The following is a 23,280-nucleotide window of genomic DNA, read 5'->3' on the forward strand; positions in this document are numbered from 1 at the left end:
TACTTATATTCAGGATTGCCCTATACTTTAGTTACTAGACAACCGGGAGATGACTATATGGATTATAAAACAGAAAAAATATTACTAATGGGTAAAGCAACTATTTTCGGGAGGAATAGTTATCTAAACTGGTCTTGGCTTGGAGGAATCATCTTTACCCTTTGCGTAGCATTCTTGGGATATGCTCTGGCAACCCTACCAGTTTTTGGACAAGTAGGACCAATGGCTTCTGCAATCTTAATTGCGGTAGTGTATAGACAATTTTTTGGCTATCCTGAATATTTTCGCACCGGAATTCAATTCTCTTCTCAAAAATTATTACGCCTTGCGATTATTTTATACGGTCTAAAACTAAATATTCTAATCATTATGGAACAAGGATTAGGCCTGCTTGTCTATGGTGTCGTGACTATTGTTTTCTCAATTTCCATAACCATGCTCTTAGCTAGATGGCTAAAGGCTGATCTTTCTTTATCATTATTACTCGGAATTGGCACAGGAGTTTGTGGTGCAGCAGCAATTGCAGCAGTTTCACCTATACTCAAAACAAAAGAGGAAGATACAGCTATGGGTGTTGGTATAATTGCTTTAGTAGGAACCATCTTTGCTGTTGGGTATACGATAATCATGCCATATTTGCACTTATCCCCTACCGAGTATGGTGTTTGGGCAGGTATCAGTTTGCACGAAATTGCCCATGTAGCTTTAGCAGCGGCTCCTGCTGGACAAGATGTTTTGGCCATGGCACTATTAGCTAAGTTAAGTCGTGTTTTGTTACTTATTCCGTTAAGCTTTATCCTCATGTTCTGGATGAATCTTAAAGAAAATGGTCAATCTACTCACAGCAAGATTGCTTTTCCTTGGTTCTTAATTGGCTTTATAGTGATGAGCTTTTTTGGAACCTTTGCCCTAGGAACGTATATCCCTAATTCCGATGTCTTGATGAATGATATTTCTATTGCTACAAGTTTCCTACTAACCATGGCAATGACTGGTCTAGGATTAAATGTTTGTCTTCGACAACTAAAAACAAAAGCATTACGCCCATTAATTGCTATGTCCATTACATCGGTTTTGCTTGTCATATTAACATCTTTTATTATATAAAACATTGGGGCAAAACCTTGATTTTGAACCGCTCCCTGTCAAGTAGACAGGTAAAAAATAAAAATGTTTTTTCTCCAACCATAGTGGTTGGAGTTTTTTATGAAGCTTTAAGACAAGGGTAAGACAAGGGGACGTTTCGCTTGTCATTTTTTGGATTAATTTGGTATAATGGACCAGGGGTGATATGAATGTCAAGAGCTCCAAGAAAGAGGAGTAAATCAGGCATATATCATGTTATGTTGAGAGGACTTGATAGAAGAAATATTTTTCTAGACAAAGAGGATATGGAAAGATTTCTAATGATTCTACTCAAAGTGAAGGAAACAGGTGCATTCGAGTTTTATGGATATTGCTTAATGGATAACCATGTTCATTTACTTGTGAAGGAACATGAGGAGATCGGTAAAGGCATCAAGAGGATAACAGTAAGCTATGTGCAATGGCATAATAATAAGTATGACAGGACAGGGCATCTTTTTCAGAACAGATATAAAAGTGAACCTGTAGAAAATGAAGGCAGCCTATTTGCAGTACTAAGGTACATACATCAGAATCCCCTAAAGGCCAAAATGGTGAAAAATTTTGAACAATACCAATGGAGCAGCTTTCATGACTATACACTTGTTTATGAAGGGGAAAAAACAAATCTTGATGCTGAACTAATCACAAGTTATTTCACTACAAAAGAAAGTTTTATTTCATATATGAATGAAATAGTTGATCAGGAATTTATAGATTATGAGGACAAAAGAAAATGCACGGACGTAGAAATAATGAAGATGATTAATAAGATAACACACTTGGAGTCCATAATAAAATTACCGAAAAAAGAACGGGATAGTATTATAAATAAAATATACCATGATTCAGGTGCCAGCATAAGGCAGTTAAGTAGAGTAATAGGCTTAGGGCGAAGTGTAGTAGAAAAAGCCACAAAAAAGGTGACAGACGAAACGTCCCCATGACACCATCCCAAACGGCTTGACGATTTTGCAATTTTTATTATGTGTTTCTAAGAAGGATTTTGTTGGAAAATGCTGAAATATGTAGTAACAAAAGTGTGATTGTTGCTACTAGGAGGTCATGGTGTGGTTCGATTGTCCAGTAAAGAAAAAGAAAGGCTTTTTGCTACTTTTCCAGAGCAAAATCCTAATCCTGTGTTTTGTGTTGCAATTGATGGTGCAATTTTATATAGCAATAATGCGTGCAAAGAGATATGTATAAATGTGTACTCTGAGTTGGATGCCCCACTAATGGAAGCTATTATTACTGTTATTAAGGGAAAAGGTGTAAAAAACAACTTGGAGTTTACCATTGGTGAAAAAATCTATGCATTTACTGTGGTACCCATATCGGAAACTAATGTTGCTTTTGTTTATGGTAGTGACATTTCTAAACACAGAGAAGCTCAAGCAAACCTAAAGCAGCTAACAAAAATCATAGATGAAAGTATCAACATCGTGTTTATTACAGACTACGATGGTTTAATTGAGTATGTAAATACAACCTTTGAAAAAATAACGGGTTTTAAAAAGGAAGAATGTATTGGTGCAAACCCACGTTTTTTAGCCTCAGGGGATCGAACTTTGGCAGAATACAAGATCTTTTGGGATGAAATTAAACTAGGTAAAACCTGGCGGGGCATCTTTAAAAATAAAACAAAGGATGGAAAGTTCTACTGGGCAAATGGGTTTGTTTCCCCTATTAGAGATGAAAACGGTATAATTACAAATTTCCTGGCTATTCAAGAAGATATAACAAATAAAATAGTGACAGAAGAGCGCCTAAACTATTTATCGAACTATGATGAAACTACAGGTTTAATTAACCGGGCCACATTTATTGAACTCCTGGATAGATACCTAGCAAGTTGCAATGGGAAAAGTGCAGCTATGCTTCTGATAAATATAGATGGATTCAAACTTATTAACGATTCCTTTGGCTCTAATGCAGGTGATGATTTCTTAAAAAGCTTTGCAGAATTTCTTACTACTAAAGTGAATGAGATAGATATTGTATTCGGCTCCAAAGAGAAATCCATTGTAGGTAGGCTGGGAGGAGATGATTTTGCTGTATTATTACCTTCGCGCTATGAAAAGGAAAGTATTTGTGCTGCCGAAAGTATACGCAAGGCTGTTGAGGGACATCGTTTTTTAAATGGGAGCCTTAGAACAACGGCAAGCATTGGTATTACCTTATACCCAAACCACGGAAAAACCAGTAGAGAGTTGTTTGCACAGTGTAATGACGCTATTATCCACGCAAAGGAGCTGGGGCAGAACCGTTATTTTATCTACAGCAAGGGAGACACATATCTAGACCAGGTCTATTCTACCATTAAAGAAAAGGGACGTATCCTTACAGCATTAGAGGAAGACCGAATTCTACCATGGTTCCAGCCTATTCTAAATTTGCGTTCTGGAGAAATAAATCATTATGAAGCCCTTGCCAGACTTTTGGAAAATGATGGTACAGTAGTACCACCAAACCACTTTATACCAACTGCTGAGAGGTATGGACTCATTTCCAGTATCGATCGAATTATAACTAAAAAGAGCCTAGATATGCAGTCAAAGCTTAAAGAAAAGGGTAGAAAGATCTCATTTAGCATGAACCTTTCTGCAAAGCATTTGGCTGATGAGCATATGCTAGACTTTCTTCAAGAAACAATCAGTAAAACAAAAGCGGACTATAATAGTGTTGTATTTGAACTCACCGAAACAGCAGCGATTCAAAATATGAGTCGTGCCATATATTTTGTGAAAGCATTAAAGGAAATGGGTTGTAAATTCTCTCTTGATGACTTTGGTGTAGGCTATACCTCCTTTGCCCAGCTTATTGAAATGGAGGTTGATTTCTTAAAAATTGATGGCTCATTTGTGCGTCACTTACCAGATAGTAAAAGGAATAGGATACTGGTAAAAACCATAGCCGAGATGGCTCAAGGTTTAGGAATTCAGACCATCGCAGAATTTGTGGATAGAGAAGAGACGCTTCAAATAGTAAAGGAAATTGGGATAGACTATGCCCAGGGTTATTTAATTGGAAAACCTTCACCCTTTCTTGTAGACTGAAAAAGTAGCAAAATAGTATATACCATCCATGTATTTTGCAAAATTACACGGCAGCAATCAAACGTCTCTGGTTATATAGAGAAGTAACTAGAGGTAAAATGGTATAGGCATTGGTAGTGTTAGCTCATGGATAAAAACTCTATGTAGCATTAGGCAGGAATTTTAGGGTACAAATGTGGAAGGTTATTTAGGTATAGTGTAAAGGATTTTATAGGAGGCAACGGATATTGTCAAGGCAAAATGAGAAGGTCATAAAGCTACCAAGATTAGGTTTATTAACTCCCACAATGGATTCAACATTACTAAAGATTATGGAGGAGTCTGGGGAATTAGCCCGGGCTGTTTTGTTGTTTTTAGAATGTGCAGAAGTAGAAAAAGAGCAATGGCTCATTCCCGTAGCTGAAGAATTATTAGACGTTGCTCAAACGTGTGTCACAATGATATTTGTCCTGGAAGATATCTATGAAATTGATCCAGGGGAAATGATTGGCATCCATCTGGACAAGCTTAATAAAAAAGGATATCCATATGATCCAAATATAAGGTACTATGTACAATCTAGTGGCCAGTACAAATACCTAAACCTGCCACGGCTGCAGATTCCTCAGGTTACCTTATTAAAAACCGTTTGCAAGATACAAGAGGAAATTGGCGAGCTTACCCAGGTCTTGGGCAAGAACGCAGGAAAAAGTGGAGAGAAAACAAAAAACCTTGATGCTGCCGGCCTACTTAAAGACAGCACATTGGAACTTTTGGACATAGCCCAGTGCTGCTTTACAATGCTTTATATGCTGGAGGATAAGTATCAGATGGATATGGATAGTGTTTTATCCAAACATTTGGAAAAACTAAAAGCCAAAGGCTATTGCTCATGATACAGAATATAGGAGACAGAATACAGAATTCAGAAGGTTAGGGTCTAGCTTTTAGGCTTTTATTCGGGCTACTGTCCCCTGACTACTGCTCTCCTGACTACTGAATTCTGCACTTCTTAAAGAAAAGGATGAAGCTAATGATAAAAGTAATAAGTGTTTTTGGAACTAGGCCAGAAGCCATAAAAATGGCACCCCTGGTAAAAAAACTTTCCGTGGAAGAAAACATCCAAAGCAAAGTTATAGTGACTGCCCAGCATAGAGAGATGCTAGATCAGGTCTTAGAACTTTTTGAGATAAAACCAGACTATGATCTGGACATTATGAAGCAGGGTCAGACGCTGACTGGAGTAACCACAAGAGTCTTAAATGGCTTAGAGGAAATCTTTGCGACAGAAAAACCAGATATTGTCCTGGTTCATGGTGATACCACTACTACTTTTACTGCAGCACTAGCAGCATTTTATCAAAAGATAGCTGTAGGTCATGTGGAAGCTGGCCTAAGGACTTTTAATAAATACTCCCCCTATCCAGAGGAAATGAACAGAAGACTTACAGGGTCAATTACAGATCTGCATTTTGCACCTACAGATACCTCAATGGATAATTTGCTAGGGGAAAATATTTTAAGGGAAAAAATTAGCGTAACTGGAAATACTGTAATTGATGCTCTTTTAGATACTGTAGAAAAGACTTTTCCTATGGAAACCATACTTCCAGATATAGATTGGAACAAAAGGATTATTTTGCTGACTGCTCACCGTAGGGAAAACTGGGGTGAACCCCTAAAAAACATATTTTTGGCTGCAAAAGAAATAGTTACTGATTTTCCAGATACAGAACTAATATTTCCTGTGCATAAAAATCCTAAAGTGTCACAATTAGCACATGAGCTATTGGGCGATATGAATAGAATCCATCTTATTGGACCTTTGGATTATTTACCATTTGTTAAGCTTATGAGTAGAAGCCACCTTGTATTGACTGATTCAGGAGGTATGCAGGAGGAAGCTCCTTCATTAGGCAAACCTGTTTTAGTATTAAGAGAAACAACAGAAAGACCAGAAGCAGTACAAGCAGGCACAGTAAAAATGGTGGGAACAGCTAAGGACGATGTTTATCAGGCAGCTGCAGATCTTCTAAAAAATGATCAAGCATACAAGGAGATGGCCCATGCAGTTAACCCGTATGGTGATGGTAAAGCTAGCGATAGGATAATAGAAATTATTAAAAAGTATTTCAATTAAATATCGAAATTTACCAGAAAGAGAAAAATCTTATAAATTATTTAAGCAGGAGTTATCTAAAATTAAGAAGAATATAACTACTATGTGATAGTATTCACTTATCGCACCTATTAATTTAGATTATGACAAATTCTAAAACATGAGAGTTTGGTTATTTTAAAATGACAAAGAAAAAGAAGAATACCATGACAAATCTTCGTCTGGGACAGATTGCTATATCTCTAGGAATAAATTTTGCGCTTTGGAGTTTTGTTGGATATTTTCTAGGTAGCAATCTTGACACAAGGCTTGGAACAGAACCTTGGTTAATGATTACTGGTGTATTATCTGGTATAGGATTTACTTTTTACGGTTTTATCAAGGAAATTATGGTATTGGGAGACTTGGAAAAGCAGATTATTTCCAAAGAAAAAGGTAAAGATGAGATAAAGGATGATAAATAGTGAAGAATAAAACTATACCTTTTCACAAGGATAGAAGATTAAAGTTTATCATTATCCTGGCAGTAATAGTTTCTTCACTAATATATTTATTTGGAATGAATGAACTGGCTGTAGGGGTGTTGGTAGGAACACCATTAGGTGTATTCAATTACTGGATGATGTGGGATGCAGTTCAAAAGGGTCAGACCCTAGAAAATAAGGAAGCAAACAAAATGTTTTTTGGTAGATCATTGATAAGATTGGTACTATCAATTATAGCCCTTATACTTGCATTACAGGTGGGAGTTTACTTTCTGTTAGGAGTTATGATTGGTCTGTTTTTACATCTAAGTACTTATTCAATTGATGTCTTAAATATACTAAGAGGTAAAAAGCTCCAGTAAAATCAATTTGAAATAATCATTACTATATGCAATAATAGCTATAATTAATTTAGTATTTTTCGACGTGTATGAGGTTTTAGGTGATATGGCCATCAGGCTAGCAGATTATTCCATGATGTTTATCCGATGGCTAACTACCACTAAGACTCCCACTCTTGCTTTGCACTGGTATTTCTACGTATTGTAAAGAACACAATGCTAGAACTACTGGCGTAGGTGGGAGATAAGTGGTACTAAGCCCCTGGATAACGGTTTTCCCTAAAGGATTAGCTCAGCTACGCCAAACAAGTTGGCAAGTTTCGCTCTATAATATTCAGATGGAGTCATTCAGTGAAACTTAGTTCAGGTGACTTTCCCTGAACTCTAGTTGAACTAATCCTGTGGGAAACTCCACCTGAATAAAAAATCCTGTTTATCGTAATCATAGTAAATTACTATTTAGTTTGGAAGTTTTAAGGCATTTTGTGCAGGAAAGTCTAAAAAAACATTGAAATATATAGATTGGAATATAGTGATGGTTTTAAATGTATTTTTATTTTTGCAATTTCAGGGTTGTGCAACACCTATTGGAAAGGGGTGATGAGAACAATGGAAGAGAAAGCTAAAGCCCTGTCAGACATTATGCATCATATGGAACCACAGCATGTTTTTAATTTAGGACCTGTATCAATAGACACAACAGTTGTCAATCAATGGATAGCAATGCTCATTCTTTTTGGCCTTATTTATTGGATAACAAGAGGACTTAAATCTAGACCCCAAGGTAAAAAACAGGTGATAGCTGAATTTATGGTTCAATTCATCCAGGATTTACTAGAACCTGCATTGGGGAAAAAGGGTCGTAAATATATACCACTTGTTGGAACACTTTTCTTATTCATTTTGACAATGAACCTATTATGGTTTATTCCAGGATTGATGCCTCCGACAACAGATTTAAGTACCACATTTGGTCTAGCAATTACAACGATTATCACAATAAATTTGATTGGTGTTATCAATAATGGATTGAAGGGATATTTACATCATTTTGCCCAACCCTTTGCCGCATTAATGCCTCTAAATATTGTTGAAGAGGCAGTTAAACCAGTATCATTGTCTTTGCGTCTATTCGGGAACATGTTTGGTGAGAAGGTGGTTGTGACAATTTTATTTATACTGTTACCTGTGCTTATTCCAGTTCCAGTAATGCTATTAGGTGTATTAATGGGTGTTATCCAAGCATTTGTATTCACATTGCTTACTGTAACCTATTTGACAACATCTATTAAAGGGCATTAAACCATTATAAAGATTTTTTTAGTTTTTAATTATTGAAAGGAGGGAAACAACTATGGAATCTATAGCTTATATTGGTGTTGGTCTTGCAATTGGTTTAGCAGCACTAGGATCTGCTCTTGGACAAGGTAGAGCAACTGCAGGTGCTATGGAGGGTATTGCTCGTCAGCCAGAAGCATCAGGCGAGATTAGAACTACACTATTGATTGCATTAGCATTTATGGAAGCTTTAACATTATTCTCTTTCGTTATCGCCATTCTAATGTGGACTAAGATTTAAGTGTATTTCAACTCTGATGAATTAATAATAATATTTAGGGCGAATGGAAGTCATAAAATCATGGCAACATTCGCCCACCTACTATTTAGGCAAGAGAGGGGGTAACCTCCAGTGCATTTTGATTTTTGGACAGTAGTATTAACAGCTATTAACGTTGGTGTCGTCATATATGTATTAAAACTTTTATTGTTTGGCCCTGTGGGCAAGATCTTGCAAGAAAGAGAAGAAACTATCGAATCATCTCTTTCCAGAGCTGCAGATGCCCAAAAGGAAGCCCAAGAGTTACTAGAAAAATACCAGGTGCAAATGAGCGAGTCTAAAAAAGAGGCACAAACAATTATAGAACGAGCTAACAAAGTTGGGGCTCAAACTAGAGAAGAAATCATCAAAGAGGCACAAGTAGAAGCTGCAAAAACCCTTGAAAAGGCAAAAAGAGAAATACAAGGGGAAAAAGCAAAAGCCTTGGAACAAATTCGCACTGAAGCAGCTGTCTTAGCAGTAATGGCTGCGGGTAAAGTTATCAACAAACAGTTAGATCCGAAACAACATCAAGAGTTGGTTCAAGACTATATTAATGAGGTAGGCGAGGTTCAATGAGTAATTTAGCCGTAGCGAAAAGATATGGCCAGGCACTCTTTGAGTTAGCTTCTGAAAAAAATATCCTCGATCAGCTTGAAAAGGAACTAACTGAGGTAATGCAAGTAATAGAAGAAAGCGATGAGCTGAAAAAAGTAGTTGAACACCAGCTCATGAATGCAGAGCTGAAGCAAGAAATTTTCCGTAAGATTTATTCAGACAATATATCTTCGACAACATTGAATTTTCTATTGTTGATATTACACAAGCGCAGAGAAATAGCTTTGGGGCAGATTGTCAACCAATTCATAAATCTAGCTAATGAAGCAAAGGGAATAGTAAAAGCACAAGTAAAATCTGCTACCTTGCTTTCCCCAGAACACCTTGAAGAACTTCGTGAAAGCCTTGTAAAAATGACAGGCAAAAATATTTTACTCGAAGTTACCATAGATGAAAAGCTGATGGGTGGAGTAGTTGTAAGAATTGGAGATAGAATAATTGATGGTAGTGTTTCCACAAAGCTAAAAATGCTTGAAAAACATCTCAAAAGTGTTGGCCTTGACTAACCTAGTCATGCATTATCTCAAACAGGAATAGGGGTGAGGAAATTGAGCATTAGACCCGATGAAATAAGTTCTATTTTAAAAAACCAAATAGAAAATTTCCAGGCCCAGGTTGATGTATCCGATGTAGGAACTGTTATTCAAGTTGGTGACGGTATTGCACTGATATACGGCTTGGAAAAAGCAATGGCCGGCGAACTCTTGGAGTTTCCCGGTGGCATAGCAGGAATGGTTCTTAACCTAGAAGAAGACAACATTGGTTGTGTTATTTTAGGACCATATACCAAAATTAAAGAGGGAGACCAGGTTAAAAGAACTGGTCGTATCATGGATGTTCCAGTAGGAGATGCCTTGATTGGCAGAGTTGTGAATTCCCTTGGCGCACCTATAGATGGAAAAGGACCAATAGAAACAGACAAAACTAGGCCAATTGAGGCACTTGCACCAGGTGTAATTGCCCGTCAGCCTGTTGATACTCCATTACAAACTGGTTTGAAATCAATTGACTCAATGGTTCCCATTGGTAGGGGGCAGAGAGAGTTAATTATTGGAGACCGCCAGACTGGTAAAACAGCTGTGGCTGTGGATACAATTATCAACCAAAAAGGCAATGGAGTTATTTGTATCTATGTAGCAATAGGCCAAAAGGCATCAACTGTGGCTGGTGTTGTTCACAAATTAGAAGAATCAGGAGCAATGGATTATTCAATAGTTGTTTCTGCTGCAGCTAGTGAGCCAGCACCAATGTTATATATTGCACCCTATTCAGGCTGTGCAATGGCCGAAGAATTTATGTGGCAGGGTAAAGATGTTCTGATTATTTATGATGACCTTTCAAAACAAGCTGCTGCATACAGAGAGTTATCATTATTGTTAAAAAGACCTCCCGGCAGAGAAGCTTACCCTGGGGATGTATTTTATCTCCATTCTCGCTTATTAGAAAGAGCAGCTAGATTAAGTGACGATAATGGAGGCGGTTCTTTAACCGCTTTGCCAATTATTGAAACCCAGGCTGGAGACGTTTCAGCCTACATTCCAACAAACGTTATTTCCATTACAGACGGTCAGATATTCCTTGAATCAGACCTTTTCTATGCAGGCTTCCGCCCAGCGATTAACGTTGGTATCTCTGTATCAAGGGTTGGTGGTAATGCACAGATTAAGGCTATGAAACAGGTAGCAGGTAGATTGCGTCTTGACTTAGCACAGTACAGAGAACTTGCAGCATTTGCCCAGTTTGGTTCAGACCTAGATAAAGCTACTCAAGCACGCCTTGCTAGAGGTGAAAGAATGATGGAAATGCTTAAGCAGGACCAGTATTCACCCTTGAGAGTAGAGGATCAGGTTGTAGCGGTTTATGCAGCTGTAAACGGCCACTTAGATGATATACCTGTAGGAGACGTAAAAAGATTTGAGACAGAATTTCTATCTTATCTAAAAAATAGTAAGCCTGAAATCCAAAGTAAAATACTTGAAACAGGAAAGCTAGAAAAGGATAATGAAGAGGCACTAGTAGCAGTTGTCAAGGAATTTAAAGAGATGTTCGCGTAAACTTCTGACTTCCGACTTCTGACCTCGGACTTCAGCTATAGAAGGTGGTGAGTAACCCATGGCAGGAATGCAGGACATTAAACGGCGCATTCGAAGTGTAAAAAGTACTCAGCAGATTACTAAGGCCATGAAAATGGTTGCAGCTGCAAAGCTTAGAAAAGCTCAAGCCTCAGTCATTGCAGCTAGACCATACAGCAACAAGCTTTCAGATGTTATGGGGAGATTATCCTCAACCCAGAGTTCCATCTCTCATCCATTATTAGAGGAGAGAGCAGAAGGAAAGATTGGCTTTGTGGTACTAAGTGCTGATAGGGGACTTTGCGGTGGATACAACCAGAATATTCTTCGCTTTGCTAAGGAAAAAATAGATTCACTTGGGGAAGAAGTATCTGTGATCTGTGTGGGCAGAAAAGCAAAAGAATATTTTAGACGCCGCAAGTACAATATAAGAGAAGATTATATGGACCTTGGTGACCTGCCTGACTATATTCAAGGACGGGAATTGGCAAGAGAAATCATGTCAATGTTCACCAGCAAAGAATTTAAAAAGCTCTACTTGGTCTATACGGAGTTTGGATCAGCTATTAGTTACAAATCTAAAATAGTTTCTCTCCTACCTATAGCTCCTGACAAGGAAGAAAAAAAGGTAGAAGAGATAGAATATATTTATGAGCCAAATTCAGAAGAAGTATTAGGAAATCTCTTACCCCGTTCTGTGGAAATTATAGTTTTCAGGGCATTGTTAGAGGCTAAAGCAAGTGAACATGGTGCAACAATGACAGCTATGGCAAGTGCCACAGACAATGCGGGTGAATTGATTGATAAACTAGTCTTGTCATATAACAGGGCTAGACAAGCAGCAATTACCAAGGAAATTTCTGAAATTGTTGGCGGTGCTGCTGCATTACAATAGTTGCGAAAGGAGGACCAAACTATGAACAGGGGAAAAGTTGTACAGGTAATTGGTCCTGTAGTTGACGTTCAGTTTCCTGAGGGAAAACTTCCTGAAATATATAATGCTGTTTTAATAACATCAAAGGACCAAACTGAAAATACAGGCTTGGATTTTGAAATTGATATTACAATGGAAGCTATGCAGCATCTAGGAAATAATAGTGTTCGTTGTGTGGCCCTGTCCTCTACAGACGGATTACAAAGAGGCATGGTAGCTGTGGATACTGGTGAAGCTATTAAAATTCCCGTAGGTGATGAAGTTCTTGGAAGAATGTTTAATGTTCTTGGCAAGGCAATAGACGGAAAAGAAGAGGTAAAAGTTGATAACTACCTACCGATTCACCGTCCTGCTCCAAGATTTGAGGATTTGGAGCCATCAACAGAAATCTTGGAAACAGGTATAAAAGTAGTTGACCTTTTGGCTCCATATTCTAAGGGTGGAAAGATTGGCCTCTTCGGCGGAGCTGGTGTTGGTAAAACAGTTCTGATCATGGAGCTTATTCGTAATATCGCCTACGAACACGGTGGATACTCTGTATTTGCCGGTGTTGGGGAAAGAACAAGAGAAGGTAACGACTTATATCTAGAAATGAAAGAATCAGGAGTTATCGATAAAACAGCCATGGTTTTCGGCCAGATGAATGAGCCGCCTGGTGCTCGTCTGCGTGTTGGTTTGACTGGCTTAACCATCGCTGAGTACTTCCGTGATATGCAGGGACAGGATGTTTTGTTATTCATAGATAATATATTCCGTTTCACACAAGCAGGTTCTGAGGTGTCTGCTCTTTTAGGAAGGATGCCATCAGCTGTTGGATACCAGCCGACCCTTGCAACTGAAATGGGACAATTGCAGGAAAGAATTACTTCAACTAACAAAGGTTCAATCACATCAGTTCAGGCAATTTACGTACCTGCTGATGACTTGACTGACCCTGCTCCAGCTACTGCATTTGCTCACTTGGATGCAACAACAGTTTTATCACGTGCTATTTCTGAGTTGGGTATTTACCCAGCTGTTGACCCACTTGACTCTACATCCAGAATTCTTGATCCAAGAATCATTGGTGAAGAGCATTATAATGTAGCAAGAAGTGTACAGTCGGTATTACAGAAATACAAGGAACTGCAAGATATTATTGCAATTCTTGGGATGGATGAATTATCTGAAGAAGATAAACTAGTGGTTGCGCGAGCACGTAAGATCCAGAGATTCTTATCACAACCATTTTTCGTAGCAGAACAGTTTACTGGTATTGCAGGAAAATACGTTCCATTAAAGGAAAGCATCAAGAGCTTTAAAGAAATCGTTGATGGAAAGCATGATAATCTGCCTGAGCAGGCCTTTTATATGGTTGGTACTATTGAGGAAGCAATCGAGAGGGCAAAAGAACTGGAGTAGAGGGGCGTTGATATCATGACAAAGAAACTTATCATGGATGTAGTAACTCCAGCACGTAAGGTGCTTAGTGTAGAAGTGGAGTCCTTAGTTGTTCCAGCGGCAAATGGATATCTAGGTATCCTCGTAAACCACGCTCCTCTAGTAACCTCATTGGGAGTTGGAGTAATAACTTACAAGGCTGATGGAAAAGAGGAACATGTAGCTCTTTGTGGTGGTTTTATGGAAGTAAGTAATAATAAGGTATCCATAATGGCAGACACAGCTGAATGTGCCTTGGAAATCGACATGGATAGAGCTAAGCGTGCTGAACAGAGAGCAAGAGATAGACTTAAGAGGAAAGATGGCATAGATACTGTGCGTGCAGAAATGGCATTACGTAGAGCTATAGCTCGGATGCAGGCAGCAAAATTACGCTAATTTAACAAAATTTGTTCATAGATTTTAAAAGGATTATTGATCAATTTGACGAATATAATATAAGATTGCTTTGAAAGAAGCGATTAACCTAAAGGGAAGCGAAACCGCAGGCTATCAGTCTGCGGTTTCGCGTTTTTATGTTTTAAAAAACAAGAATCCTGGCAAGAATATATCCAGAAAGCAAAAACAACCACGGGGACGGTTCTCCTGACTGGTTTGTGCATCAGGCATTATTCTTGGAGGTAGAAAATGAAAAAATCCATAATTATTGCAATTGCTATTATATGTCTATTAACTATTATAAAGCTTCCAGCTCTTTCACAACAAGAAAACATCAACCCATTTGACACCCTTTACCAGCTAGAAGAAGTACAATTTAGCGAATTAAAAATATGCGCTTGGGCGAAAATAAAAAATAAGATTAGTACAAAAAAACAATTAGAGGATATACTATTTTTACTAGAAAAGGAGTATAATGTTGAATTGAACAAGCAGTGGGAAAACGATAAGAATTATCAATCTGTAAGTGGAGATTCAGATTTAAATCTAGATCTAAATGATAATAAGGAAATTATAAATATTAAATTAACAGCAACACAAGCTGAAACTTATCTTTCAATAAACTTAGATAATCTATCCATGGACAACCGTCTAATTCAAAGGAAAAGACTTGAAGGTATCTTCGGTTACTTTGAAGTCACACCAGATATCAGCGAAACTGCTATTTACTACATTCCCAGATACCTAACTGTGTCAGAGCAGGAACAAATTGTACATACCATTTTTGATAAGATAAATGGTATAATAATTGAAGGGATAAAGGACGAGGTTCTGGTTAGTTATAGCGGATTCACTCCATACTTTTCGGATAGCGTGGAAGTGGCAGGAAGAAAAATTAATGTAAATATTGCCTCCAGATACCATAATTTAGATGATAAAACGTATCTATATATGGGAACTCCATTAATACATTGTCAATATTAACAAAGGAATTTTTAAAAAGTTGTCGAATTAGCAAGGTGAAAGAGATTTGTTAAAATTTATTAAATTTAGATTAATTATCAAGACATCTTTGCAAAACGCACTAGGGAGGAAAAATTGTTGGAGAAACTAGTTGTCACCGGAGGTACACAATTAGAAGGAAAAATCAAAGTAAGCGGAGCAAAAAACGCTGTATTACCCATAATAGCTGCATCCCTTTTAGCGGAAGGTGAGTGTTATCTTCAGGATATACCTCAATTGGCTGATGTAGACACAATTACCCAGGTTTTAAGTACTATAGGTGTAAAGGTTTCTTCATCTAGCAATAAGGAATTATTTTTAGATGCATCACAGCTTACAAGTAGTGAACCCCCTGAAGATTGGGTGAGGAAGATGAGGGCTTCATTTTTAGTCATGGGACCTCTATTAGCAAGACTAGGTCATGCTAGAATATCCATGCCAGGAGGTTGTAATATAGGAAGTAGACCTATTGATTTACACCTTAAAGGCTTAACAGCATTAGGTGCAGATATTAAAATGACTCATGGAGTAATCGAATGTTCAGCTAAAAAACTAATTGGAAATAGAGTTTATCTTGATTTTCCAAGTGTTGGAGCTACTGAAAATATAATGATGGCTGCCAGTAGGGCAGAAGGAACTACAGTAATAGAAAATGCTGCAGAAGAACCAGAAATAGTCGACCTTGCTAACTTTATTAATGGCATGGGCGGAAAGGTACATGGTGCAGGAACCAATATCATAAGAATTCAAGGAGTTTCAAAGCTACATGGTACTGATCATACTGTAATACCTGATAGGATTGAAGCAGGAACCTATATGATAATGGCTGCCGCTGCTGGAGGCGACGTATTAGTTGAAAATGTGATATCTGATCACTTAAAACCCGTTATGGCTAAACTAGCAGAGGCTGGAGTAACCATAGATGAAGAAGAGACAGGCATTAGGGTTCGCTCCAAGGGTCGTAGTAATGCAATTGATGTAAAAACCTTACCTTATCCTGGTTTTCCAACGGACATGCAGGCTCAAATGATGTCATATTTAACGCTAGCAAGAGGAACTAGTGTAGTTACAGAAACTGTATTTGAAAATAGATTCATGCATGTTAATGAATTAAGAAGAATGGGTGGAAGTATAGTCATAGAAGGGCATAGTGCTGTTGTAAAGGGTGTGTCCAGACTTACAGGAGCACCTGTAAAAGCAAGTGATCTTAGAGCTGGAGCAGCGCTTATACTTGCAGGACTAATTGCCGAAGGTAAAACAGAAATAAGCTCAATTCATCATATTGATAGAGGCTATGAGGATTTAGCAACAAAATTAACAGGCATAGGAGCCGACATAAAACGCACAGTCTTCCCAGACGAAGATGAAAAGTGTTAGTTGGTTAAAACAAAAAATGCAAATACAAAGCACAGCTAGTCTAGCAAATTTATGCAGGCTAGCTGTTTTTAATTTAATTCTGCTATAAAAAACTAATATCATGTCGTTTATTGTCGATTAAAAGGAATACTAGGATTTTTATAGTATTATATACATATTATTTTAAAAAATTAACATAATACGATTTTGTAAGATTATTCTATTATGGCATAAAAGGTGGTATTAAACTATGAATGATTTTAAAGATGCATAGTAAGGTTTCAATTGAATAATGACTACAATACGCAGTAATGGTTAATATTTAGTAAATAATTAATTGAGCTTCTGACAAATATAAAAGGAGGGTGTTTCTATGAAAAGAATTAACTCAAAGCTACATATAAGTTCACTAAATAAAGTACCAGTTGGAATAAAAGTAAAAATAGTAGCATGTATAATAGTAGCTCTACTGATTAGCCCAACAATAGCTGTTTTCATAAATAACCTTGTTCAAAGAACAGGTCTAATTTCTGGAAATATAGCTGTGTATGTATCAACAGCTATTAATCTAATAGTTGTTTCAGCTATAATCCTTTTATGCTTAAATATAATAGTTATAAAACCCATAAGAGTTTTGGCTGACAAATTGGAACAAGCAGGCGAAGGCGATTTGACTTCTTTTGTAGATTTCAAGTCGAAGGATGAAATAAAGGCTTTAGGTGATCTATTCAACATGATGCTGATTAATCAATCACAAATCATAAAAGACGTTAGGCAAAAATCTAATCAAGTTGTAGAAGCATCAGGAGAGATGTCTGTATCTACAGAACAGATAAGCTTAGCAACTAATCAAATAAGCCAATCAATGCAGGATGTTGCCAGCAATACGGAAGAACAAAACAATTCAGTAGTTGAAACCTCCAAAGCATTATTACATTTATCTGACTTAGTTCAAACAGCCCAGGCTAATGCAAAAGATGCCAATGAAAATTCCGAACATACTAGGCAAAAGGCAGTTGAAGGCAAAGATAAAGTTCAAGAAACGGTACAATCTATGACAGTAATTAGCGAGAAAACTAATGAAGCAGTTACGGTAATACAACAACTAGATGGTGTTTCCAAGGCAATTGGCGATATTAGTACAACTATAAATAACATTGCAGAACAAACAAATCTTCTAGCCTTAAATGCTGCAATAGAAGCGGCTAGGGCAGGAGAACATGGGAGAGGTTTTGCAGTAGTAGCAGATGAAGTTCGAAAGTTAGCAGAGGAATCCAATAAGGGTGCAAGCGAAATATCCAAATTAATAAATGAAATGACAAAAAAAACATCTCATGCCGTTCTATCTATTAATCAAGGTAAATTAGCTGTCGACAATGGTGTCCAGGTTGTTAAACAAACCGAAGACTCCTTTGCAAAAATAATTGAAGGGATTAATCACGCTGAAAAAATTATTGATACCATTGTAGAAATTACCCAGGATGAAGTAGCCACCTCCGAGGAAATTCTTAAACTAATTGAAAGTGTGGGCAGTTTATCGCAAGAAACTGCATCCTATAGTCAAGATGTGTCTGCATCTGCGCAAGAACAATCTGCCACTCTTGAAGCCCTGTCTGAATTAGCTAGAACGAGCAAGGAAACAGCAACTCATTTAGAACAAGCGGTTAAGAAATTTAAGGTTTCAGACTAAACCTTTATTCATATTTCCCCACACCTACACATATATATCTTAAGAAAGAGGAGATAATCACCTTACATCCAGCATTCAAGATGTAAGGTGAAATTGTGTTAGGAGGGGACAAGGTGCGTAAACTAATAGCGTTAATGTTTTTACTTGTTCTAATTGGAGTAATTGTATTACCTGTAATAATAGTAAGTAATTTTAAAAAGACTGAAGAGCCTCCTGTAGTTATTGACACAAGTGAACAAAACATAACTGTCTATTTTCACCAAACAGATGAAACAAGGGTAGTGCCATTAGACGATTATCTGGTAGGAGTTCTAGCAGCCGAGATGCCAGTAGATTTTGAACTTGAAGCACTTAAAGCTCAGGCGATAACAGCTAGAACCTATGCATTAAGACGACTAACTTTAAGTAATGCAAACGAGATTCATCCTGAGGCAATTGTTTGCACAAACTCTAATCATTGTCAGGCTTATCTATCATCTGAGGACATGAAAGAAAGATGGGGTATGATCAACTACTTTATTAACAAAAGTAAGATGGAAGAAGCAGTTTCTTCCACAAAAAATATTGTTGTAACATATGAGGGACGACTTATAGAACCTGTATATCATTCAACCAGTACCGGCAGAACGGAAAACTCGGAGGACGTATGGTTAAACAAAATTCCTTATCTTCGGAGTGTAGAGAGCCCAGGAGACAAGGAATCACCACATTTTCAAGAAAGGAAAACCCTCACTTTAGGACATATCGATGCTGCTCTGGGAACAAATCTACAAGCGCTTCCTGCATCAACTATGCAGGGTACCAATCAAAATGTCATAAAGGTACTAGAAAACACATCAACAAATAGAGTAAGAAAGCTCCAGATTGATGGAAAAACTCTAATGGGTACCGATATTCGAAGTGCTCTGGGATTAAATTCTACTCAATTCACATGGCAGCTTCAGGGAGATAAAATAATCTTTACAACAACCGGCTTTGGTCATGGAGTAGGCATGAGTCAGTATGGCGCAAATGCTATGGCAAAAAGTGGAGCAAATTTTGAGCAGATATTAAAACACTACTATACAGGAGTAGAATTACAAACGATAGCCCAGTAACCAGAAGACAGGAAACAGAATACAGAATTCAGAAGATGGGCTCTAGCTTTAGGTTCTTATTCTGACCCTACTGACTCCTGTCTCCTGTATTACCCTATAGTGCACCTTCCCCACGTTTAGTTTGGTATAAAATCGGTAATACTAAACTTGAGGTGATGTGCTATGAAAAAATTTAAAATAAAATCCTACATTATTAAGGTAAAAGAAAATATTTCTAATTTAAAGAAGAGTATTATCAGTAGATATAAGGAGTTTTCTCCTAAAAAATATCCAAAAGTAGCTTTATTGCTTGTGCTGCTTGCAGCAACAGCAGTACTGGGAAGTACTGCCTATTATACAGGAATTATAGATAGTTTTATGAAGGATCAAGGACCCACTATAGAAGTAATCCAAGAAGAACCTGAAGAAAAAACTATTCCATCAGTAATCCCTGAAGCTCCAGATGTAATTGGTACTCCATCTTTACCAAAGGAAGAAAAAAAAGTACCTAAGGATATTAATGTAGTAGATGAATCACCGAATTTAACATTTCCTGCTGATGGAGAAATAATTAGAGAATTTGGTTTTAATTATAGTAAAACCTATAAAGACTATAGGTTCCATGACGGTATAGATATTGAAGTTCCCGAGGGAGCCTCTGTACAAGCTGCAGCAGCTGGTAAAGCGGTTACAGTATCTTATACAGAAATAGATGGATATACTATTACAATTGACCATGGCTCATACCTGCAAACACAGTACAAGCATTTATGTGAGGTGGATATTGCCAGAGGTGACACTCTAGAGCAGGGTCAAGTAATAGGTAAAATAAATAATCCAGACTCCTACCTCCATTTTAGCATTAGCCACAAAGGAGATAATCAAGATCCCACAACATATCTATTCTATGAACAGTAATGAACAGTAACGAATTAGAAAAAGACCTCTCATTCCTTGTAATATTAAGGTTTGAGAGGTCTTTCCTTTTGCGAAAAATAACATGTATCAACGAAGTATCTAAAATAAAGACAATTTTTTTTGGACTAAGTGTCTAAAAAAATTAATTTAATGTATAACTTATGTTACATAGGAAAATAATCCTACGGACAAATTCAAGGAGGTTAATATTTATGTTTAATTGGATTAACAAGCAATTAAAGAGTCAAAAAGGTTTCACTCTAGTTGAATTGATGGTAGTTGTAGTTATTATAGGGATTTTAGTGGCGATAGCAATACCGGTTTATAATAGTGTGACAAACAGGGCGAACATAAGTGCAGTAGAAGCCAATTTAAGAACAATTGATGGAGCTATTATGCAACATCAAGCCACTATAGTTACCCCGACAGCGCCTAGTTCTGATAATTTAACTGGCGAATTTTTAGCAGAGTGGCCTACAGGTCCAACTGGAGTCACAACATATAAAGTAGTTGGAGACGGTAGTAGTACAACGCCTTATAGGGCAGCTGTTGAAATTCCTGCTGATACTTTTGGAAATGCTGCTGCGATAGATAGTTCTTTACCTATAACTTGGTAATTCTTTTATAACAGACATTGAAGGTGCTAAGCAGGTAATCTGTTAACTTTTATAGATAGGATGAAGATTAGCCTCCTGCTATAGTGAATAGTGGGAGGTTGTTTTATAGAAAGCTCAGACACCTCATCTCTTTTTGTCGAAAACAACCCAGAGGTGTGTTTTTTATAGAATTAATAAATGTAACTTAAAAATCAGCTTCTTTTTTGTTGCATCAATGCTCAATGATAGAAGGTGGAATATTTGAATGGTAAGGTTGTAATATTAGCATCTATGCTAGGTTTATACCCATTAATTGTCATACCTAATCCTATAGATTACTTCTACTTTCCTAGGTACATCGTATTGGTTATTGTTTCTATGATTGCTCTTTTGTTTATTGCGAAAAATTTAACAAAAATAACTCATCGAGCCTTAATACCTCTAGGATTATTTATATTATTTGCATTTCTTTCAACTATCTTAGCTATTGAACCAATGAAGGCATGGACTGGTAGTATTCGTTATTCTGGGTTTAGTACTTACTTGTTCTGCATTATTTTATTTTTTCTTGCCTACAGTAATAACAATGTTAATTTAAAAAGATTAATTGATAGTATGATTATATGTGCTTCCCTGGTTTCATTTACTGCACTCTTACAGCATTTCGGATTAAATATAGTACCACATGAGCTTGTCAGAGCAACTTACGCAAGTTTTGGAACAATGGCTAATCCTAATTTTTTGGGAACTTATACTGCTTTTATTTTACCTGCTTCCATCATTTCATATATGCGTTATTCCAAAAGAATATATCTTTTAAGTACAGCTATGATATATGCAGGCCTTATTGTATGTGTAACCCGAGGTGCCTGGATAACCTTTGGTATAGCATTTATTTATTTATTATATTATTATTTAAAGATTTTTAATAAGCGAAAATTAATATTACATGTTACTTTAGTATTGTTTATCACTACTGTTTTTCTATTGTCAACTTCTGATGGCATTATACTAAATAGAATTCTGAGTATTTCGAATGAGGTAACATCAGCTATTGCACTAGAAGATAGTGCCGGGTCCAATAGAATGCTTGTGTGGAAAAAGGTAGTAGAACTCATATCAGAACATTGGTTGTTTGGAATAGGCCCAGACAATTTGAACTTAACAATAGTAAAAAATGAAACAAACTTTTTTGTAGATAAGGCACATAATATCTTCCTTGAAATGGCAGTTACTATGGGTATTTTTGCTATGCTTTCATATATGGCTTTTTTAAGTTTTTTCTTGAGAATGTGGAAAGGTGAGCAAGAAATCATGTTTTCCACAATGATTTTATCCTACATTATTCAAGGACAATTTAACATTGATGTAGTAATGATAATGCCAATTTTTTGGATAGTTTTAGGTTTATCGCTTGCTAATATGGAGAAGCATAAAGGAAGCAAATGGACGGCATATTGTGTGAAAAGTTAATTTAGGGGGATCCATAACCCTGCAGAAATGATATAAAACCAAATGGACGGTTCTTGTGCTTTCCAGAGAACCTGCTGGTGTGACTGAGTAAAGAATGAACCAGAATTTCAGTTACATAACTCCCATTAGTATCAAATGCCACAGCAGGTTTTAAAGATTAGGTATGTCATGGGAAATCAAGGGGAAGGAAAATCAAGGGGACAGGTACGTTGATTTGGAGTGGTGGGATAAAGATTTAAGAACTACGAGTTGGATGAAAGCGGTCTGTGGAAAGTTGAGTAGCCCTACCAACTGACTGCAAAAAGGAACTAATTCTCACTACAAAAGAATTCCTCTAACATCATCTGAACAAAAAGCCAATGACTACAACAAAAGCACCTAAAACAGAATACAGCAATCCGACTGCATAATAATAACTCTGCAGTCAGCAGACTAAGAAGAGGTCCAAGAGAGAGATAATCAAATTCTCTTTCCTGGGCCTTTTTCTGTGAATAATTTCCACAATTGTACCTTCTTTATATTTTCCTGAATCTATTCCCCTCCTCTTTAGCCCTTCTTCTGAATTCTCTCTCGTGCATTTCAATTCTAAGTAATTCCATAATAGCCAAAACTTTCATACCACTCTTTGTTCTTTTTGCATCAAATTCCTCAGATAGATTAAGAGAAAACTAACCAAGAGGGAGGCCCTTTTATGCAAGATTACATTCGTCAAAAAGTTTTGGATATTTCCAAATATATAAAGAAAATCAAGGGGACAGGTACGTGATTTGGAGTAGTGGGATAAAGATTGAAGAACTACGTATTGGATGGAAGCAGCCTTTAGAAAGTTGAGTAGCCCTTCCAACTGGCTACAAAAAAGACCTAATCCTCACTACAAAAGAATTCCTCTAAACAACAGCTAGTCAAAAACCATTGACTACAACAAAAGCACCTAAAACAGAATACAGCAATCCGACTGCATAATAATAACTCTGCGCTGACTAACTAAAGGCCCAGGAGAGAGATAATCAAACTCTCTTTCCGGG

22 protein-coding genes are annotated in these 23,280 nt (G+C 37.1%); all 22 read left to right on the forward strand.

Translation table 11 applies throughout. The annotated features are described in order from the left end of the window. Positions 1–57 precede the first annotated feature (57 nt). Positions 58–1,107, forward strand: coding sequence for a hypothetical protein (locus APF76_17560; GenBank protein KUO51286.1), 1,050 nt, complete (start codon positions 58–60; stop codon positions 1,105–1,107). 188 nt (positions 1,108–1,295) lie between these two features. After that, on the forward strand, positions 1,296–2,072 hold the full coding sequence (locus APF76_17565; GenBank protein KUO51287.1) for a transposase: 777 nt from the start codon (positions 1,296–1,298) through the stop codon (positions 2,070–2,072). Positions 2,073–2,195: 123 nt separating this feature from the next. Further along, positions 2,196–4,181: a hypothetical protein gene (locus APF76_17570; GenBank protein KUO51288.1), complete on the forward strand. Its 1,986-nt coding sequence runs from the start codon at positions 2,196–2,198 to the stop codon at positions 4,179–4,181. A 287-nt stretch (positions 4,182–4,468) separates the two neighbouring features. Next, the gene (locus APF76_17575; GenBank protein KUO51336.1) at positions 4,469–5,056 is read left to right on the forward strand and encodes a hypothetical protein; all 588 of its coding nucleotides are present in this window, start codon (positions 4,469–4,471) and stop codon (positions 5,054–5,056) included. A 128-nt stretch (positions 5,057–5,184) separates the two neighbouring features. Further along, entirely contained in the window at positions 5,185–6,300 is a 1,116-nt protein-coding gene (locus tag APF76_17580; protein ID KUO51289.1) for a UDP-N-acetyl glucosamine 2-epimerase, read from the forward strand. Between the two features lie 185 nt (positions 6,301–6,485). After that, positions 6,486–6,743 carry a hypothetical protein gene (locus APF76_17585; protein KUO51290.1) on the forward strand — a complete coding sequence of 86 codons (258 nt, stop codon included), beginning with the start codon at positions 6,486–6,488 and terminating at the stop codon, positions 6,741–6,743. Next, the gene (locus APF76_17590; GenBank protein KUO51291.1) at positions 6,743–7,126 is read left to right on the forward strand and encodes a hypothetical protein; all 384 of its coding nucleotides are present in this window, start codon (positions 6,743–6,745) and stop codon (positions 7,124–7,126) included. Before APF76_17585 ends, APF76_17590 begins: the two co-directional genes overlap by 1 nt. Before the next feature lie 588 nt (positions 7,127–7,714). Further along, positions 7,715–8,407: a hypothetical protein gene (locus tag APF76_17595; protein ID KUO51292.1), complete on the forward strand. Its 693-nt coding sequence runs from the start codon at positions 7,715–7,717 to the stop codon at positions 8,405–8,407. Between the two features lie 52 nt (positions 8,408–8,459). Beyond that, the gene (locus APF76_17600; GenBank protein ID KUO51293.1) at positions 8,460–8,684 is read left to right on the forward strand and encodes an ATP synthase F0 subunit C; all 225 of its coding nucleotides are present in this window, start codon (positions 8,460–8,462) and stop codon (positions 8,682–8,684) included. Positions 8,685–8,795: 111 nt separating this feature from the next. After that, positions 8,796–9,281 (forward strand): hypothetical protein, encoded by a 486-nt coding sequence (locus tag APF76_17605; protein KUO51294.1) that lies wholly within the window; start codon positions 8,796–8,798, stop codon positions 9,279–9,281. Continuing rightward, positions 9,278–9,826 carry a hypothetical protein gene (locus tag APF76_17610; protein KUO51295.1) on the forward strand — a complete coding sequence of 183 codons (549 nt, stop codon included), beginning with the start codon at positions 9,278–9,280 and terminating at the stop codon, positions 9,824–9,826. The genes APF76_17605 and APF76_17610 overlap by 4 nt, the downstream gene beginning before the upstream one ends. 42 nt (positions 9,827–9,868) lie before the next feature. Then, a complete protein-coding gene (locus tag APF76_17615; protein ID KUO51296.1) occupies positions 9,869–11,374 on the forward strand; it encodes an ATP synthase subunit alpha in 1,506 nt (501 codons plus the stop codon). A 58-nt stretch (positions 11,375–11,432) separates the two neighbouring features. After that, the gene (locus tag APF76_17620) at positions 11,433–12,287 is read left to right on the forward strand and encodes an ATP F0F1 synthase subunit gamma (protein KUO51297.1); all 855 of its coding nucleotides are present in this window, start codon (positions 11,433–11,435) and stop codon (positions 12,285–12,287) included. A 21-nt stretch (positions 12,288–12,308) separates the two neighbouring features. Beyond that, the gene (locus tag APF76_17625; GenBank protein KUO51298.1) at positions 12,309–13,727 is read left to right on the forward strand and encodes an ATP synthase subunit beta; all 1,419 of its coding nucleotides are present in this window, start codon (positions 12,309–12,311) and stop codon (positions 13,725–13,727) included. Between the two features lie 15 nt (positions 13,728–13,742). Then, the gene (atpC, locus tag APF76_17630; GenBank protein KUO51299.1) at positions 13,743–14,144 is read left to right on the forward strand and encodes an ATP synthase F0F1 subunit epsilon; all 402 of its coding nucleotides are present in this window, start codon (positions 13,743–13,745) and stop codon (positions 14,142–14,144) included. A gap of 249 nt (positions 14,145–14,393) precedes the next feature. Then, positions 14,394–15,128: a hypothetical protein gene (locus APF76_17635; GenBank protein KUO51300.1), complete on the forward strand. Its 735-nt coding sequence runs from the start codon at positions 14,394–14,396 to the stop codon at positions 15,126–15,128. A 117-nt stretch (positions 15,129–15,245) separates the two neighbouring features. After that, positions 15,246–16,523, forward strand: a complete 1,278-nt coding sequence (locus APF76_17640) for a UDP-N-acetylglucosamine 1-carboxyvinyltransferase (GenBank protein ID KUO51301.1) — start codon at positions 15,246–15,248, stop codon at positions 16,521–16,523. A 352-nt stretch (positions 16,524–16,875) separates the two neighbouring features. Beyond that, positions 16,876–18,192: a hypothetical protein gene (locus APF76_17645; GenBank protein KUO51302.1), complete on the forward strand. Its 1,317-nt coding sequence runs from the start codon at positions 16,876–16,878 to the stop codon at positions 18,190–18,192. Between the two features lie 113 nt (positions 18,193–18,305). Further along, a complete protein-coding gene (locus tag APF76_17650; GenBank protein KUO51303.1) occupies positions 18,306–19,289 on the forward strand; it encodes a hypothetical protein in 984 nt (327 codons plus the stop codon). Positions 19,290–19,451: 162 nt separating this feature from the next. Further along, positions 19,452–20,186: a hypothetical protein gene (locus APF76_17655; GenBank protein ID KUO51304.1), complete on the forward strand. Its 735-nt coding sequence runs from the start codon at positions 19,452–19,454 to the stop codon at positions 20,184–20,186. A 212-nt stretch (positions 20,187–20,398) separates the two neighbouring features. After that, on the forward strand, positions 20,399–20,803 hold the full coding sequence (locus APF76_17660; protein ID KUO51305.1) for a hypothetical protein: 405 nt from the start codon (positions 20,399–20,401) through the stop codon (positions 20,801–20,803). Positions 20,804–21,043: 240 nt separating this feature from the next. Then, complete coding sequence (locus APF76_17665) at positions 21,044–22,255, forward strand: hypothetical protein (GenBank protein ID KUO51306.1); 1,212 nt, start codon at positions 21,044–21,046, stop codon at positions 22,253–22,255. Positions 22,256–23,280 lie beyond the last annotated feature (1,025 nt).

The organism is Desulfitibacter sp. BRH_c19 (genome assembly GCA_001515945.1).
Classification (GTDB): Bacteria; Bacillota; DSM-16504; order Desulfitibacterales; family Desulfitibacteraceae; genus Desulfitibacter.